The sequence below is a fragment of the Pseudothermotoga sp. genome, assembly GCF_031962025.1.
Taxonomy (GTDB): Bacteria; Thermotogota; Thermotogae; order Thermotogales; family DSM-5069; genus Pseudothermotoga_B.
Genome location: NZ_JAVRKW010000002.1, coordinates 175074 through 190302, shown reverse-complemented (window position 1 = coordinate 190302; position 15229 = coordinate 175074). Strand labels below are relative to the sequence as shown.

Genomic DNA, 15229 nt, shown 5'->3' with positions numbered 1-15229 from the left:
TTGTTGAAAAATTCTCTTAGGGGTGTGATTGTGTTGAAAGATTTCTACAGAATGAAAGTCGACCAAGTCTGTGAGGACATGCAGGTAGATCCCAAAAACGGTCTCACCAGCCAGGAAGCGAGAAAAAGACTTGAACAATACGGTCCAAACGAAATAACTCAAAAGAAAAGAAAAACAGTCTGGCAGATGTTTTTTTCTCAGTTCACAGATTTTTTAATAATCATTCTTCTTGCAGCCGCTGTGATCTCAATCCTTGTTGGTGAGGGTATCGATGCTGCTTTGATCATCATCATAGTTCTTTTAAACGCGACTTTGAGCACTATTCAGGAGTCAAAAGCAGAAAAATCACTGCAACTACTGAAAAAAATGGCTGCACCGGCGGCAAAAGTGATCAGAGATGGTATGGTACAGACCATCCCATCAAGGGAAATAGTACCAGGCGATGTGATTCTACTCGAAACGGGTAATTATGTACCAGCAGACGGAAGATTGATTGAAGCTGTGAATCTTTCAGTGAGTGAGGCGGCTTTGACTGGAGAATCACAGCCCGTGGACAAGACCTCAGAGGTAATAGATAAAGACAGGCTGCCAATCGGTGATAGGCTCAACATGGTCTATTCAGGGACGATAGTTGCAAAGGGTAGAGGTAAAGCCGTTGTGACTTCCACTGGAAATGAAACAGAACTTGGGAAAATTGCCAAAATGCTTTCAGAGATGGAAGAAGAAGAAACACCACTGCAGAAGAATCTTGAAAAGCTCGGAAAGCAGATTGGCGTTATAATTCTGGCTATATGCGCAGTCGTATTTACCGTGGGAATATTTGAGGGCAACCCGCTACTTGAAATGTTTCTCACATCGGTGAGCCTTGCCGTTGCAGCGGTGCCGGAGGGTTTGCCGGCTGTTGTGACAATCGTACTGGCACTTGGTATGTACAACATGGTGAAAAGACACGCCGTAATAAGAAAACTCCAGGCTGTTGAAGCACTCGGATCGGTCAACGTGATTTGTTCTGATAAAACAGGCACTCTGACAAAAAACGAAATGACCGTTGTCAAATATTATATACATCCATCAACACTCTTTGAACACAATCAAGTAAAAGAGAACAAATACAAATCTCTGGAACTACTTTTGATTGGTGCAACATTGTGCAATGACAGCTTTATCACGATCAAAGATAAGAACCGTATAACTTCGGGCGATCCAACAGAAATTGCTCTGGCAGTTGCAGCACTTGATCTTGGAATTGAAAAAGAAAACATCGAAGAAAAAATGCCTCGCATTCACGAAATACCATTTGACTCTGATAGAAAGATGATGACAACTGTCCACAAAGACCAAGACAGGATGGTTTCTTTCACAAAAGGTGCACCTGATGTGGTGATAAAAAATTGCACCAGATATATGACAGAGAGCGGGGAAATCAAACAGCTCACAGAACAGGATAAAGAACAGATTCTTCAGTATAACAGCCAGATGGCACAGCAGGGACTCAGAGTTCTGGCAGTTGCATTCAAAGAATTGCAAAAAGATGATTTTTCAAATCTGGAAAGCGATATGACCTTCTTGGGATTGGTGGGTATGATCGATCCACCAAGACCAGAAGTCAAACAGGCACTTGAAAAATGTCAAACTGCGGGAATCAGGGTCATCATGATCACCGGGGATCACAAGATCACCGCTCAGACGATTGCAAAAGAGTTGAACATTCTTGAGCAGAATGACATGGTTCTAACCGGCAGTGAGTTAATCGAAATGGACATAGATCAACTGGTAGAAATAGTCGAAAAAGTAAAAGTGTACGCAAGGGTATCACCGAACGACAAGCTCAAGATCGTTGAAGCTTTAAAAAAGCGCGGAAGAATAGTGGCTATGACGGGAGACGGTGTCAACGACGCACCCGCTTTGAAAAAATTCGATATAGGTGTTGCAATGGGCATAACCGGTACCGACGTTTCCAAGGACGCGTCGGATATGGTTTTAACAGACGATAACTTTGCAAGCATCGTTGCGGCGATCGAAGAAGGAAGAAAGATTTTCGATAACATCAGAAAGGTCGTCTATTACCTGCTATCGTGTAACATCAGTGAAGTTGCAACGATCTTCATCTCAATCCTGCTGAAATTGCCATTACCTTTGATACCTGTTCAGATACTGTGGATGAATCTGGTCACAGATGGACTTCCAGCTCTGGCTCTTGGTGTAGAACCAGCGGAGCCAGATGTAATGAAAAGACCGCCCAGAGATCCACAGGAAGGTATCATGAGCAGAGATGTCCTGGTAAATATCTTCATCGGCGGTATTTTGCTCTCGGCACTGTCGCTTTTTGTATACGGTTGGGCTTTGATGGAACACGATCAGATTGAATTACTCAGGACGATGGTTTTCTTCACGCTGTGTACAGGACAGTTAATGCACGCGTTCAATTCAAAATCTCTGAGATTTTCTCTGTTCAAAGTAGGCATCAAAAACAACCCAAAACTCATAATGGCAAATCTGGCATCTTTTGCACTGTTAATCGCAGTCATATATGTACCCGGACTTCAGGATGTCTTTGGCACGGCAAGCCTTACGGGAAAACAGCTTCTGGTGTCATTGACAGCGGCAATAATGATCGTTCCGCTGTACGAACTTGTCAAAGTTGTGAGATACAGGAAAAAATAGGCTAATCTCTTGAAAGGTATTTTTTCATTGAATTTCTCATTTTCAAAGACTTTTCCACATAGACCTCTTCTTTTGTGAAGGGGTCTATTTGTGAATAGTACATCGCCGTACTGATGGTACCCGGTGAAGGTGTAAAAATCTGAATCTGCTGCGGTCTATAATTGAGTTTTTGCTCTATGAATTTTCGCAGATGATCATTTTCCTTCTTGCCTTCACCAGGGTGAGCAACTATGAAATAACCTATCACATAACGTTCTTTACCGGAAATTACCGCGTATTTTTCAAACTTTTCTTTGAATTCTAAAAAAAGTTCCACCGGGGGTTTTCTCATAAGAGCCAGAACACGTGGATGTGAATGTTCAGGGGCGAGCTTGAGCTGTCCCGGTGTGAAATCGACCAGTTTTTTTATAAAATATTCTCCATCTGGATCTTGAAGCACAAGATCATGTCTTATGCCGGATGAAACAAACACGTGCTTGACTTTCTCAACTTTCCTGACTTTATACAGCAAATCCAAATACCTTCGATGATCTGGCCGTACACCGGCACATTTTTTAGGAAACAGACAGAATCTATCACATTGACCTTTTGTTTCTCTGATCGTACAATCTGAACCGTACATATTCGCAGTTGGTCCACCGATATCTGTTATGACACCACGAAAATCTGGATGCTTGGTCAGGATTCTGGCTTCTTCGATGATCGAATCAACACTTCTTGAAACAACGTGTGTGGTCTGATGCTGTGTCAGCGCACAAAATGAACAGGAACCAAAACACCCTCTCACACAGGTTATTGAAAACTGTATCATCTTCAGAGCAGGAACATGACCCATTTTTTCATAGAAAGGATGAGGCTTTCTCTGAAAGGGAAGTAAATAAAGCTCATCGAGCTCTTTTTGTTCAAGTGGCATCTGCGGTGGATTTTGTACCACGTACCTGTTATCCTGCCTCTGGCACAGTGAAATGTCCTTGAACGGATCTGTCATTAGTGTCTGTAATCTCACCGATTCTGCGTATTTTGATTTATCCTGAAGGATTTCATCAAAACTAGGTAGTTCAAAACAGTTCTGTGGTTTTTTCGTAGTCCACCAGACTGTCCCGGCAATTGATTTGCACTTTTCCATATCACCAGTTTTTTCAAGAGTCTGTGCGATTTCAAGTATGGCTTTTTCTGCCATACCATATACAAGAAGATCTGCTTTGGCATCTATCAGGACAGATTTTCTGATTCTATCAGACCACCAGTCGTAATGAGCAAAGCGTCTTAAACTTGCTTCAAGTCCTCCGAGAACGATCGGAACATCTGGAAAGAATCTTCGCACAAGATTCGAATAAACAATCGTTGCACGATCGGGTCTTTTCCCTGAAACACCATTGGGTGAATACTCATCTGTTTTCCTTTTTTTCATCGAAGCCGTGTAATTTGCCACCATTGAGTCAACATTACCCGCACTGATACCGAAAAACAACCTTGGCTTTCCAAGTCTGGTAATATCTTTTGCACTGTTCCAGTCAGGCTGTGCTATGATCCCAACTCTGAATCCCTTTGAAACAAGATAATGCCCTATCAGCGCAACACCGAAAGACGGGTGATCAACGTATGCGTCACCTGTGACCAGTATGATATCAAGTTCCTTCCAGCCAAGTTTCTCTACTTCTTCAATGGTCATTGGTAAGAACACAGAATCACTCCAAAAAGAGTTTAGCAAAATCCCATTACAGCATTCTGTGAAATGTTAACACCAACAGATCTTTCTGAAATTATGCTCAAAATGGATGTGAAAATCTACTTACATCAGTAAGATGGCGGAGTATAGACTCCGCCGCTTTTTTAAAAACACTTATGGAAGTTCAAAGGTCACGATTAGTTTGCCATCTTCGTAAAAAAGATCTTTAAGCTGCAATTCTTCGACCATTGACTCATCGACTTTTTCATCGATTGTGATGGTTAATTTGACTGTTGTTTTTTCGCCCACAGACTGCGGTTCGTAAACAATCTGATCGAGTACCTGTTCCGGGTAGAAAACATACCATGATAATAGCTGACCCAGATCTTCCGGGACCAATTGAAAATCTTGATAATACTGTCTGATACCATTCACAAAATCTGTTATCAGATTTTGAGCGGATGGCAACTGGCTTTTCTCATACCGCTTGGCTATGTATATGATTTTGTTTTCTCTATCAATCTGGATCTTATCGACTGTAACACTGAGCATATTCATCAAATCTTTTTCTGTCAGGGTATCTGCCAGATCGGTCTTAACACCAATCGTTATAAACCACCCGTCATCTTCTTCTTTTCTCTGGTAAGTGATTCTGTCTATGAACTTTTCTGGAATGGTTTTTAGTTCTTCGATATTTTCCGGTGGATCCAAGTACATAAAATAACACCTAAAATCGATAGAATCGATCATTTCGTTGAGTAAATTCAATTCTTCTGGCTTTGGCAATAGTTCAGACAAAATTTCACTGATAAGATCAGAAATCAAATCTTTTGACAGTTCTAAATTCAATATCACCGAGCAATTTTCTCTGTATAAAGAAAGGTCTGCAAAAAGATTGTCCTGTTTAAAACTGATCCTGCCCAGTACTCCATCTTCAACAGCAACGAGATCTTTTTCATCAACGTTTTTCGATAGAATCTCCGATATGCCGCCTTTTACCGCAAGTACCCCGGTAAATTCATCAGAATAAAGATAAATAAAATCCTCTGTTCTTCTAATATACGCTCCAAGCTCGCTGAAGTACTCACTCAATTCTTCGATTGAATCTTCTTTGAAGTCAAAAAACATCGCAAATTTTGACATATCCTGTGAAAAACTCAAAGAAATATTCTTTGCCTTAGAAAAGATGAGCTCAAAATTGCTTAGATCTACACCGATTTCTTCCAGGAGTTCTGCGGGAATCTGGCTAAGAATTGAGACCGGCATCATCAAAGAAAATTGGGCATCTTTGAGTATTTTCAATCCCTTTGGCAAAACCTGCGACTGTGCACGCTTGGCTTCCCAATCAGATCTGGAAGATTTGTTCGATTTTACGAGGATCTTTGCGATATTTGAATCAAAAACAACTTTCATTTCATCCTCAACTGGCACACCCTCATTGAGACCGAGCAGGTGTAAAACTATACCAATTATGGGAACTGTTTGCATTTTCACGTAAACCGTTAAATTTTCATCTGGTTTTATACTCGATACCTGACCTTTTATCATGGCTTTGACATCTTCAAGCATCATCGCAGAAACAAAATAATACAGACCATCTGCCTGAATAATCTGGTGACCGTCTAAGAGTGCCGAGAAATTCTTCTTAACCCATTCTGGATCGTCAGTGACGATTGAAACATCCAGCAGATTTTGAACGTTTGCGGGTGTTTCAGTTTCAATCAACCCTATCAAGCTCGAAAGATTTAACGTCATTTTTCCAAAGAAACACACAAATCCTTCTGTGTGGTCGTTCAGTCTGCTGGTTGGCGGTAAAAATGAATTGAGAATGTCAAAATCCTTCAGGAAAATCACATAATCAGCCGTGGCAGGTATGTATGCAAAAATCTGAGTGAATAAAAGAGCAATGAGCAAAAAGAACATCCTTCTCATTGAAAATCCCTCCCTTGGATTTGTTGACAAATTATATAATATTACTATATTCCAAGCAAAATCACCGTGCTCCTTGGTTGAGCAACATATAAATATCCAACCGGCTGTGGATCATCAAGGAAATCTTCGCCCGGGTCTTTTGATGTATCAACGACTCTGTACCAGCTTTTGCCGTGAATGTACGGCAGTACGAATTTCAGAGGTTCACGCCACTGGTTCAGGATTACGTATATATCGTTGTCCTTTTCATCTAAACCCGTATCGCCGCTTATCATGAATGCTATGGAGTGTGAGTGATAAGAAAAATCAGGTTCAAATGGTTTTATGCCGTGCCAGGTCAGATCTGGCAGTCCCATCTGTGTCGGTAGACCTGTGAAAAAGTGCGGTCTTCTCAGTGCTGGATGAGATTTTCTAAAGTGGATCATCTTGCTGAAGAATCTGAAAATATCTGCGTGTTTTTCTTTTAATGACCAGTCAAGCCATGTGGTTTCATCATCGTGGCAGTAGGCGTTGTTGTTGCCTTTCTGAGTCCGATACATCTCATCACCCATCAGGATCATTGGAGTGCCATGAGAGACCATCAGAATGGCTATGAAGTTTTTCACCTGTTGTTTTCTGAGACGATTTATCTGAGGATCTTGCGTTTCACCTTCTACTCCGTAATTACAACTGAAATTTTCGTCGCTACCATCTCTGTTATCTTCTCCATTTGCTTCATTGTGTTTGTAACGATAACTGACCAGATCCCTCAAAGTGAAACCATCGTGACATGTGATAAAGTTTATGCTTGCATGGGGTGATCTTGAGCCGTAAAGATCCTGACTTCCAGATATTCTCATGGCAAGATCCTGTATCACTCCTTCATCACCGCGTACAAATCTCCTGACTGTGTCTCTGTACCTGCCATTCCATTCTGCCCAGCCATGGGGAAATTGACCGATAAAATAACCACCTGCGGCGTCCCAGCCCTCGGCAATGAGTTTTAAATCATGCAGTATGGCATCTTCCGATATATCCTTTAACAGTGAAAAATCTCCTATCCATCTGCCGTCGGGCGTTCTTCCGAGAATCGATGCAAGATCGAAACGAAAGCCATCCACATGCATTTCCGTTGCCCAGTACCTGAGGCTGTCTATTATCATTTCTTTTACAACGGGATGGTTACAGTTGAGCGTATTACCGCAGCCGGAGTAATTCATGTAAAACCTTTTATTCGAAGGATTTAACATGTAATATATTTCGTTGTCTATACCTCTGAAAGAAAGAGTTGGTCCCAGTTCATTGCCCTCACCTGTGTGGTTGTAAACAACGTCGAGAATCACTTCAAAACCATTTTTGTGCATTTGCTTGACAAAATCTTTGAACAGAAAAACCTGTTCACCGAGTTTCATACCAACTGAATAGTTACCCGTTACGGCAAAAAAACCCAAAGGATTGTAACCCCACATGTCTTTGAGCCTTCTACCCGTGTAAGGGTTGATATTCGTATTGGCAGTTGCACAGAATTCAAACACCGGCATCAATTCAATCGTTGTAACTCCAAGTTCTTTTAGATGATCGAGCTTTTCGAGTATTCCCAAAAAAGTGCCGTGGAATCTCACATTGGATGTGGGACTTATGGTGAAGAACCTAACATGCATTTCGTATATAACGGTGTCTTTCCACGAAATCATGGGTCTTCTATCTTCAGTCCAGTCGTATTTAGAATCGTCGATGACTATGGATTTTGTCGGACTCTGTGCAGAATCGATCGTCGAAAAAGAGAGGTCCTTAAGAGGAGAGTTTCTATCATAGCCATATACGCTGTCTTCATCCCATTCGTAGGAACCGGATATAGCTTTTGCGTATGGATCACTCAGCAGTTTGTAAACGTTGAATCTTTTACCATTCAAAGGATCGTATTCTCCGTCTATTCTCCATCCGTAATACTGACCGTGACCAACACCATAAACGTATATGTGCCAGATATCACCCGTTCTGTTGTGAATTGGATCGAGTACAAATCTGTGGGATGGTTTTTCATCGTAGTAATTTTGATACAGTTCCAGTATAACCCTGCGACCATTTCTCGAAAAGATACCAAAATTCACACCGGTATCATCTGGTGTCGCTCCAAGCCTTGGATAACCCCTTTTGACCTTCAAAACGACCTCTGGACCCGGGTTGTTGTACTGAACCGGATAGTCAGGCAAGATATCACCCAATAATAGTATAGCTTGATTTAAGGTGATTACCCTGCTGTTGATCTAATTCAATTCTCACGCAATATTCATTAATAAATTCACATGAACCTTATCCAGTACTGTTATGCTCTTTTTTTCTCAGGTTTTCTTCAAATTTTTCGTGAAATTACGGTGTTTTAATTCTTGACAAATTTTTGTGAAGGTTTTTTAATCGATATGGTAACGTTACCACATAAGGGGGTGTATTTATGAGGAAGATCTTCTCGATTTTGTTTGTCGCTTTTGTCATCACACTCTTTGCCGCACCGTACAACACAAGGATAAGGGTTCTACTCTGGGACGATGCTCTTACCCAGGCTTTGAAAGCCGGTGTACCTGATTTTGAAAAGGCAACAGGTATCAAGGTGGATCTGGAGCTCGTACCAAGTGGCACACTACTGCAGAAAACACTGATAAGCGTAACAGCAAAGAGCGCCGATTACGATCTGGTTGCGGTGGACGAACCAAACATACCCATGGTTGGTCCGCTTCTCACAGGATTCTCAGATTGGCCAACGACCCAAGTTTATGCAAGACCGAGCATGGCAGATATAATGCCTCTTGCCTTTGCAGCAGGTCAATGGAAAGGGGAATTCAAAGGGCTTCCTGTTAATGCAAATATCTACGTCTGGTTGACAAGAAAAGACCTGATAGAGAAATACAAAGACGAGTTCAAAAATGAATATGGCTATGAAATGAGAGTGCCAAAGACTTTGCAGGAACTTTTGGACATGAGCAAATTTCTTTCTAAAAAAGGTATTTACGGCTGGGCACCTTTCACAAAACCCACAGAAGGAGCCACAGCAGAAGCTGTCTGGATGTTCGAAAGTTTTGGAACAAAGATCTTAGAAGCCACCAACGACGGCTATAAAGTTGTGCTTGACAAAAAGAAGGCAATCGAAGCTATCAACTTCTACAAAGAACTTCTCAAATACGCACCAGAGGGAGCTCTTGATTATGGTCATGCGGAACGTGTTGCAGCCTTTGCACGCGGAGAGGTATTCTCAATGTTCAACTGGCCCGCACTGATACCCGACCTTGAAAATCCTGAAAAGTCACTTGTATATGGAAAAATCGAATACACCGAGCCACCGGCGGGACCTGCAAAGAGCGCAGCGGTTAGGGGAGCGTGGATCGTCGGCATACCGATCGCATCTAAGGAAAAACAAGCAACGGCAGAGTTCGCTTATTGGTGGATGTCTGTTGAAACTGGAAAGAAACTCATCCCAAAGGGTTTGACACCAGCCAGAGAATCTCTATTGAAAGATCCAGAATTTTTGAAGGACAGACCGTGGTTCCTTGGCATATACAGGTCAATGCAGTATGCCGTTGAAAGACCCAGATTTGAACAGTATCCAGAGGTATCAACGATAATCAGAACACACTGGCTTGATGCAATTTCATCGAGAGTATCGCCTGAGGTTGCTGTGGACAGGATGGTGAATGAGATTGAAGCTCTCCTCAAGAAGTACGGTTACTAAAAAAAGAAGGGGCATGCGCCCCTTCCTCAGTTTTATCCTCCCCGGGCTTTTGATTGTAATCTTGATATTGATCTTTCCTGTGTCTTTTGCTTTGATCCTTTCTTTTACAGACAGACGACTGGTTTATCTGGGATCTACTAACTTCGTTGGATTTTCAAATTACATAGATATGATCAAAGACAAAGGTTTTTGGAACTCTCTTGCTCTGCAGCTTGGTTTTATAGCAATCGCCTTACCCATAGAACTTGTAATTGGTTTTTTCGTTGCACTGCTTTTCAACAAAGATTTTGCATTCAACAGAATACTCAGATCTCTTTTGATGTTACCTGTTTTCATCTTACCAGTGCTTTCCGGTCTCACCTGGAGATTAATGTTGCAACCCCGATACGGTGTTCTTGCGACTTTTTTCAAATCCATTTCTCTTGGTCCTTCTGCCTGGCTGGCTGATACCAGATATGCTTACATCGCAGTGCTTTTACAGGATATCTGGCGAATGTGGCCCTTCATCTTCATAATCATCTATGCGGGTCTTTCATCACTGCCAAATGAGTATCTGGAAGCAGCTCAGATGGATGGAGCAAAGTTCTGGCAGAGAATATACTACGTGATCCTGCCGTGTTTGGCACCAGTCATAGCCATGGCATTTCTTCTGAGATTGATAGATGCCTTGAGGATCTTTTCTGAGGTGTACGTGATGACCTACGGCGGACCATCAAATGCCACAATGCTGCTGTCCTTGTACATACAAAAGCAAGCCTTTGAGTTTGGCAGAATATCATACGCCTCATCCATAGCCGTCTTTCTACTTGTTGTTTCTCTTGTGATCTCTTACTTTGCAGTTAGAAGAAGTTTTAGAGGTGAATTCTCGTGAAAAAAAAGATAACCTACTGGGTGCTTTTTATTGTCGCACTTTTGATAGTTGTCATTCAGCTTTTTCCGATATTTGTAATCATCTTCAATGGTTTTAAAAAAGACATCGATATATGGAGCAAAAATCCATTCTATTTCAAGCCGACAACAAAAAGCTATCAGCTCATCTTTCAAAACGTGGAATTTCTCAAATCTCTGAAAAATTCTTTTTCAGTGGCGGGAATCTCAACCGTTGTTTCTGTGATCTTCGGATCGATGATGGCTTTCGGACTTGTCAGGTTCAATTTCAAATTCAACAACTTCTTGGTAATGATAATCCTGATGCTCCGAATGGTACCGCAGATAACTTTGGCTCTGCCGTTTTACATGCTTTTCAGATTCCTTAGATTGCACGATACCATCTTTGGATTGTCTCTGGCACATATAAGTTTTAACCTGCCATACGTTGTCGCACTGTTGTTGCCGTTTTTCGCTTCCATACCAAAGGAATATGAAGAAGCCGCAAGAGTAGATGGGTGCAAGGGTTTCATGATCTACTGGAAAATTTTTCTACCACTTGCGTCTGCCGGCATCGTCGTAGCTGCCGTTTTTGCATTTTTGATGTCGTGGAACGAGTTCATATACGCTCTGGTGTTAACCGGCTCAAGGGCAAAAACTGCACCAATAATAGTCAACGGCTTTCTGGGTCAGTACGCTCCTTTATGGGGACAGTTATCCTCAGCCGGAACGGTGATGCTTATACCCGTTTTCGCGATCACTCTGAGTCTTCAAAAGTACATAATAAAGGGTTTATCTGCAGGTGGAATAAAAGGTTAAAAGGAGTGATGAAGATGTTGTTTTTTCTTGACAGTGCAAAGCTGGACGAGATCGAATATGCAATCAAAAAATGGAAAATCGACGGCGTGACAACCAACCCCCGGCATTTGATGAGCGCAGGAATGAAGGTTGAAGAATTCGCTTCAAAGGTCAAAGATATGATTCCATCAGCTGATTTCACGGTGAGTTTAGAGGTAAACCCCCATTTGAGTGATTGCGAAGATATCGTCCGCGAAGCTGTTAGGCTCTCAAATCTTGGAGAAAATTTTGTCATAAAGATTCCCGCTACAGAACCCGGCTTTGAGGCACTTGCAAGGCTCAAAAAAATGCAGATCAAAGTCAACATGACACTTGTTTTCAATCTTGTGCAGGCACTTCAGGCGGCAAGGCTCGGAGCCTTTTACATAAGTCCTTTCGTCGGCTGGAAAGAAGAGAGAGGTGATATAGACCCCAACTTTATACCATCTATTGTAAGAGCAATTAAAAATTACAATTACGATTCAAAGATCTTAGTGGCTGCCACAAGATCGGTCAAGCACTTCGTGGATGCCGCTCTGTGCGGAGCGGACATAATAACCTGCGCTTTTGATGTTTACAAAAAAGCCTTTGAGAGCCCTTACACGGAGATGGGCTTGAAGGTATTCTCGCAATCCTGGGATTCAATCTATGGTTAAGGAGGGATTTCAGTGATTGATTTTCTGGTGCACAAAAACGGTGATTATGTTGGTGTAGCCACTGTTGACCTTAAAAAAGGATCAAAGGCAAAGGGGTTCACAGTGGATAAAGACTGTGAATACCAAATCGAAGTTTTGCAGGATATACCACTCGGTCACAAGATAGCGCTCAGAGAAATAAAAAAGGGAGAAAAGGTCATCGAATATGGTGAAGTAATCGGGATTGCTACCAGTGACATCAAAAAAGGTGAACACGTTCACGTACACAACATAAAGAGTTTAAGATGGGGGTGAGAGTATGGAAAGACAGATTATTGCCTATAGAAGAAAAGACGGCACAGTTGGCGTGCGAAACTACGTCCTTTTAATTCCTGTCGATGACATATCCAATGCGGTAGTCGAAGCTGTTGAGAAAATCGTGAGAGGTACTCTTGCAATTCCGCATCCATACGGAAGGCTGCAGTTTGGAGATGATCTAAAATTATTTTTCAAGACGATGATAGGAACCGGTAAAAATCCAAATGTCGCCGCCGCCATCGTTGTTGGAATTGAACCAAACTGGACACACAGAATAGCCGATGAGATAGCAAAAACAGGCAAGCCAGTTGAAGCGTTCTGGGTTGAAGGCAGTGGACAGATCAAAACCATAGAAAAGGTTACAAGGGCAGCCGTCAAACTGGTTGAAGATGCAACCGCTTTGAAGAGAGAGCCGGTCGACATAAGTGAGCTCACTATAAGTCTCAAATGCGGTGAATCTGATACAACTTCCGGTCTGGGAGCGAACAAAGTCGTTGGACGTTTCACAGAGAGATTTTTGCAAATCGGTGGAACGGTGCTGTTTGGAGAAACCACAGAACTCACAGGCGCAGAACACATAGTCGCTCTTAGATTCAAAAGCCAGACCGAGAGAGAAAAATTCATGAAATTTTTCAATGAATACCAGGAACTTGTCAAATCTCAGGGTGTGGATCTACTCGGCTCTCAACCAACCGAGGGAAACATCGCCGGTGGACTGAGTACTATTGAAGAAAAAGCACTGGGAAATATCCAAAAGATCGGTAACGCAATGATCGACGGAGCTTTAGATTTTGCCGACCCAGCACCAGGCAAAGGGCTTTATTTCATGAACACGTCCTCTGCCGCAGCCGAAGCTGTAACGCTTTTTGCAGCAGCCGGTGCCGTTATTCATCTGTTCCCAACAGGTCAGGGAAATCCCATAGGAAATCCGATCATACCGGTTATCAAAATAACTGCCAATCCCAAAACTGCTCAGACGATGAACGAACACATAGATGTCGACGTTTCATCTTTACTCAGAGGAGAGGTGAATCTGGATCAGGCTGCCGATTCACTGTGGGATAGAGTTGTCAGAACGGCAAATGGTCAGCTCGTAAAAGCAGAGATACTCAGGCACAACGAATTTGTTCTAACAAAACTCTTCAGAAGTGCTTGAAGGTGGTGGCTGAAAATGAAGATGTTAATAGCCGGACGCTGGATAGACAAACCCCAGAAAATCGAAGTTTATTATCCTTACGATGAAACCGTTGTTGATACCGTACCAAAAGCAACTGAAGAAGATATTGAAAACGCTTTAAGCGCCGCAGTAAAAGGTGCACAGCAGATGAAAAACATGCCGGCGTGGAAGAGATCTGAGATTCTGCAAAAAACATCAGAGATTCTCATTCAAAAAAAAGATCAGATGGCAAAGTTATTGGTAAAGGAAGTCGGCAAAACTTTCAACGAAGCGATGGCAGAGGTTATCAGAACAGCGGAAATCTTTGAATATGCCGCACAAGAGGCAAAAAGAATTCACGGCGAAACACTTCCTTTTGATTCTTTAAAAAGTTCGCAAGAAAAAATAGGTTACTTTGTGCGCGAACCTGCCGGCGTTGTTTTAGCCATCGTTCCATTCAACGTGCCTTTAGCCCTGTGTGGTCACAAAGTGGCACCTGCAATTGCCGCAGGTAATGCGGTAATAATAAAACCTGCATCAAAAACTCCACTGAACACACTGCTTCTTGGTGAGATACTGCTTGAAGCCGGAATGCCTGAAGAAGCACTGAGCATCATAACCGGTTCGGGAAATCAAGTCGGCTTGAAGCTCGTTCAGGACAGACGAGTCAGAGTAGTCAGCTTCACCGGGAGCGTCCCCGTGGGTGAACTCATTGCAAAGAATGCAGGAATCAAGAAACTGTGTCTGGAACTTGGTTCCAATTCCCCGATGATAGTTTGTGAGAGTGCCGATCTATCCAAAGCGGTTAAAGCGGCAGTCAGCGGTGGTTTCTCAATAGCCGGGCAGGTTTGTATATCGGTTCAGCGAATTTACGTTCACAAAAAAGTTTACAAGGAATTTCTGGAAATGCTTGTCGATCAAGTCAGCAAATTAAAGGTTGGAGATCCAGAACTACAAGAAACTCAGATGGGACCGGTCATAGACAGATCAAACGCAGACAGAATCACAGAATGGATCGATGAAGCAGTCAAAGCAGGTGGAAAACTTCTAACTGGCGGCAGCAGAGACAGAAATCTGATAGAACCCACTGTGCTATGTCAGGTGCCGAAAAACACCAAGATAATGACAGATGAACTCTTTGGTCCTGCCGTTGCCGTAAATCCTTTTGAAACCTTTGACCAGGCTATTGAGGAAGCAAACTCTACAAAGTACGGTCTTCAGGTTGGTTTATTCACAAGGGATATTCAGCAAGCGTTCAGAGCCATAAAAGAACTCAATTTTGGCGGCGTCATGATAAATGAAGGTCCCAGATTCAGGGCAGATTTCATGCCGTACGGTGGCTACAAAGACAGTGGAATAGGAAGAGAGGGAATCAGGTTTGCCATAGAAGAAATGACAGAAATCAAAACGGTGGCTTTTGATATTTCCTGAAGTATACCATGAGGTGA

General features: G+C 42.4%; 11 protein-coding genes. 8 read left to right on the top strand and 3 right to left on the bottom strand.

Annotated elements, in window-relative coordinates:
• The first annotated feature begins 30 nt into the window (after positions 1-30).
• The gene (locus AC4E92_RS02800; protein ID WP_490239067.1) at positions 31-2664 is read left to right on the top strand and encodes a calcium-transporting P-type ATPase, PMR1-type; all 2634 of its coding nucleotides are present in this window, start codon (positions 31-33) and stop codon (positions 2662-2664) included.
• 1 nt (position 2665) lies between these two features.
• Here AC4E92_RS02800 and AC4E92_RS02795 read toward each other — a convergent pair whose 3' ends face one another.
• The 3 genes from AC4E92_RS02795 to glgX form a co-directional block, all read right to left on the bottom strand.
• Positions 2666-4348: a YgiQ family radical SAM protein gene (locus AC4E92_RS02795; RefSeq protein ID WP_490239066.1), complete on the bottom strand. Its 1683-nt coding sequence runs from the start codon at positions 4346-4348 to the stop codon at positions 2666-2668.
• A gap of 159 nt (positions 4349-4507) precedes the next feature.
• On the bottom strand, positions 4508-6265 hold the full coding sequence (locus tag AC4E92_RS02790; RefSeq protein WP_490239065.1) for a hypothetical protein: 1758 nt from the start codon (positions 6263-6265) through the stop codon (positions 4508-4510).
• A gap of 44 nt (positions 6266-6309) precedes the next feature.
• Positions 6310-8457 carry a glycogen debranching protein GlgX gene (gene glgX, locus AC4E92_RS02785; RefSeq protein ID WP_490239064.1) on the bottom strand — a complete coding sequence of 716 codons (2148 nt, stop codon included), beginning with the start codon at positions 8455-8457 and terminating at the stop codon, positions 6310-6312.
• A 239-nt stretch (positions 8458-8696) separates the two neighbouring features.
• On the opposite strand from glgX, the gene AC4E92_RS02780 reads away from it, so the two are divergent.
• The 7 genes from AC4E92_RS02780 (at position 8697) to AC4E92_RS02750 (ending at position 15212) form a co-directional block, all read left to right on the top strand.
• Positions 8697-9968, top strand: a complete 1272-nt coding sequence (locus tag AC4E92_RS02780; RefSeq protein WP_490239063.1) for an extracellular solute-binding protein — start codon at positions 8697-8699, stop codon at positions 9966-9968.
• Between the two features lie 61 nt (positions 9969-10029).
• On the top strand, positions 10030-10839 hold the full coding sequence (locus AC4E92_RS02775; RefSeq protein WP_490239062.1) for a carbohydrate ABC transporter permease: 810 nt from the start codon (positions 10030-10032) through the stop codon (positions 10837-10839).
• A complete protein-coding gene (locus AC4E92_RS02770) occupies positions 10836-11654 on the top strand; it encodes a carbohydrate ABC transporter permease (protein ID WP_490239061.1) in 819 nt (272 codons plus the stop codon). Before AC4E92_RS02775 ends, AC4E92_RS02770 begins: the two co-directional genes overlap by 4 nt.
• Before the next feature lie 14 nt (positions 11655-11668).
• A complete protein-coding gene (locus AC4E92_RS02765; protein WP_490239060.1) occupies positions 11669-12328 on the top strand; it encodes a transaldolase family protein in 660 nt (219 codons plus the stop codon).
• Between the two features lie 12 nt (positions 12329-12340).
• Positions 12341-12622: a UxaA family hydrolase gene (locus AC4E92_RS02760; RefSeq protein ID WP_490239059.1), complete on the top strand. Its 282-nt coding sequence runs from the start codon at positions 12341-12343 to the stop codon at positions 12620-12622.
• Between the two features lie 4 nt (positions 12623-12626).
• On the top strand, positions 12627-13781 hold the full coding sequence (locus AC4E92_RS02755) for a UxaA family hydrolase (RefSeq protein WP_490239058.1): 1155 nt from the start codon (positions 12627-12629) through the stop codon (positions 13779-13781).
• 15 nt (positions 13782-13796) lie between these two features.
• Positions 13797-15212, top strand: coding sequence for an aldehyde dehydrogenase family protein (locus AC4E92_RS02750; RefSeq protein WP_490239057.1), 1416 nt, complete (start codon positions 13797-13799; stop codon positions 15210-15212).
• Positions 15213-15229 lie beyond the last annotated feature (17 nt).

What these genes read in the sequence shown, in the direction of transcription:
- AC4E92_RS02790 (WP_490239065.1), bottom strand. Translation starts at nt 6,265, where the DNA reads ATGAGAAGGATGTTCTTTTTGCTCATTGCTCTTTTATTCACTCAGATT.
- AC4E92_RS02780 (WP_490239063.1), top strand. Translation starts at nt 8,697, where the DNA reads ATGAGGAAGATCTTCTCGATTTTGTTTGTCGCTTTTGTCATCACACTC.
- AC4E92_RS02765 (WP_490239060.1), top strand. Translation starts at nt 11,669, where the DNA reads ATGTTGTTTTTTCTTGACAGTGCAAAGCTGGACGAGATCGAATATGCA.
- AC4E92_RS02755 (WP_490239058.1), top strand. Translation starts at nt 12,627, where the DNA reads ATGGAAAGACAGATTATTGCCTATAGAAGAAAAGACGGCACAGTTGGC.
- AC4E92_RS02750 (WP_490239057.1), top strand. Translation starts at nt 13,797, where the DNA reads ATGAAGATGTTAATAGCCGGACGCTGGATAGACAAACCCCAGAAAATC.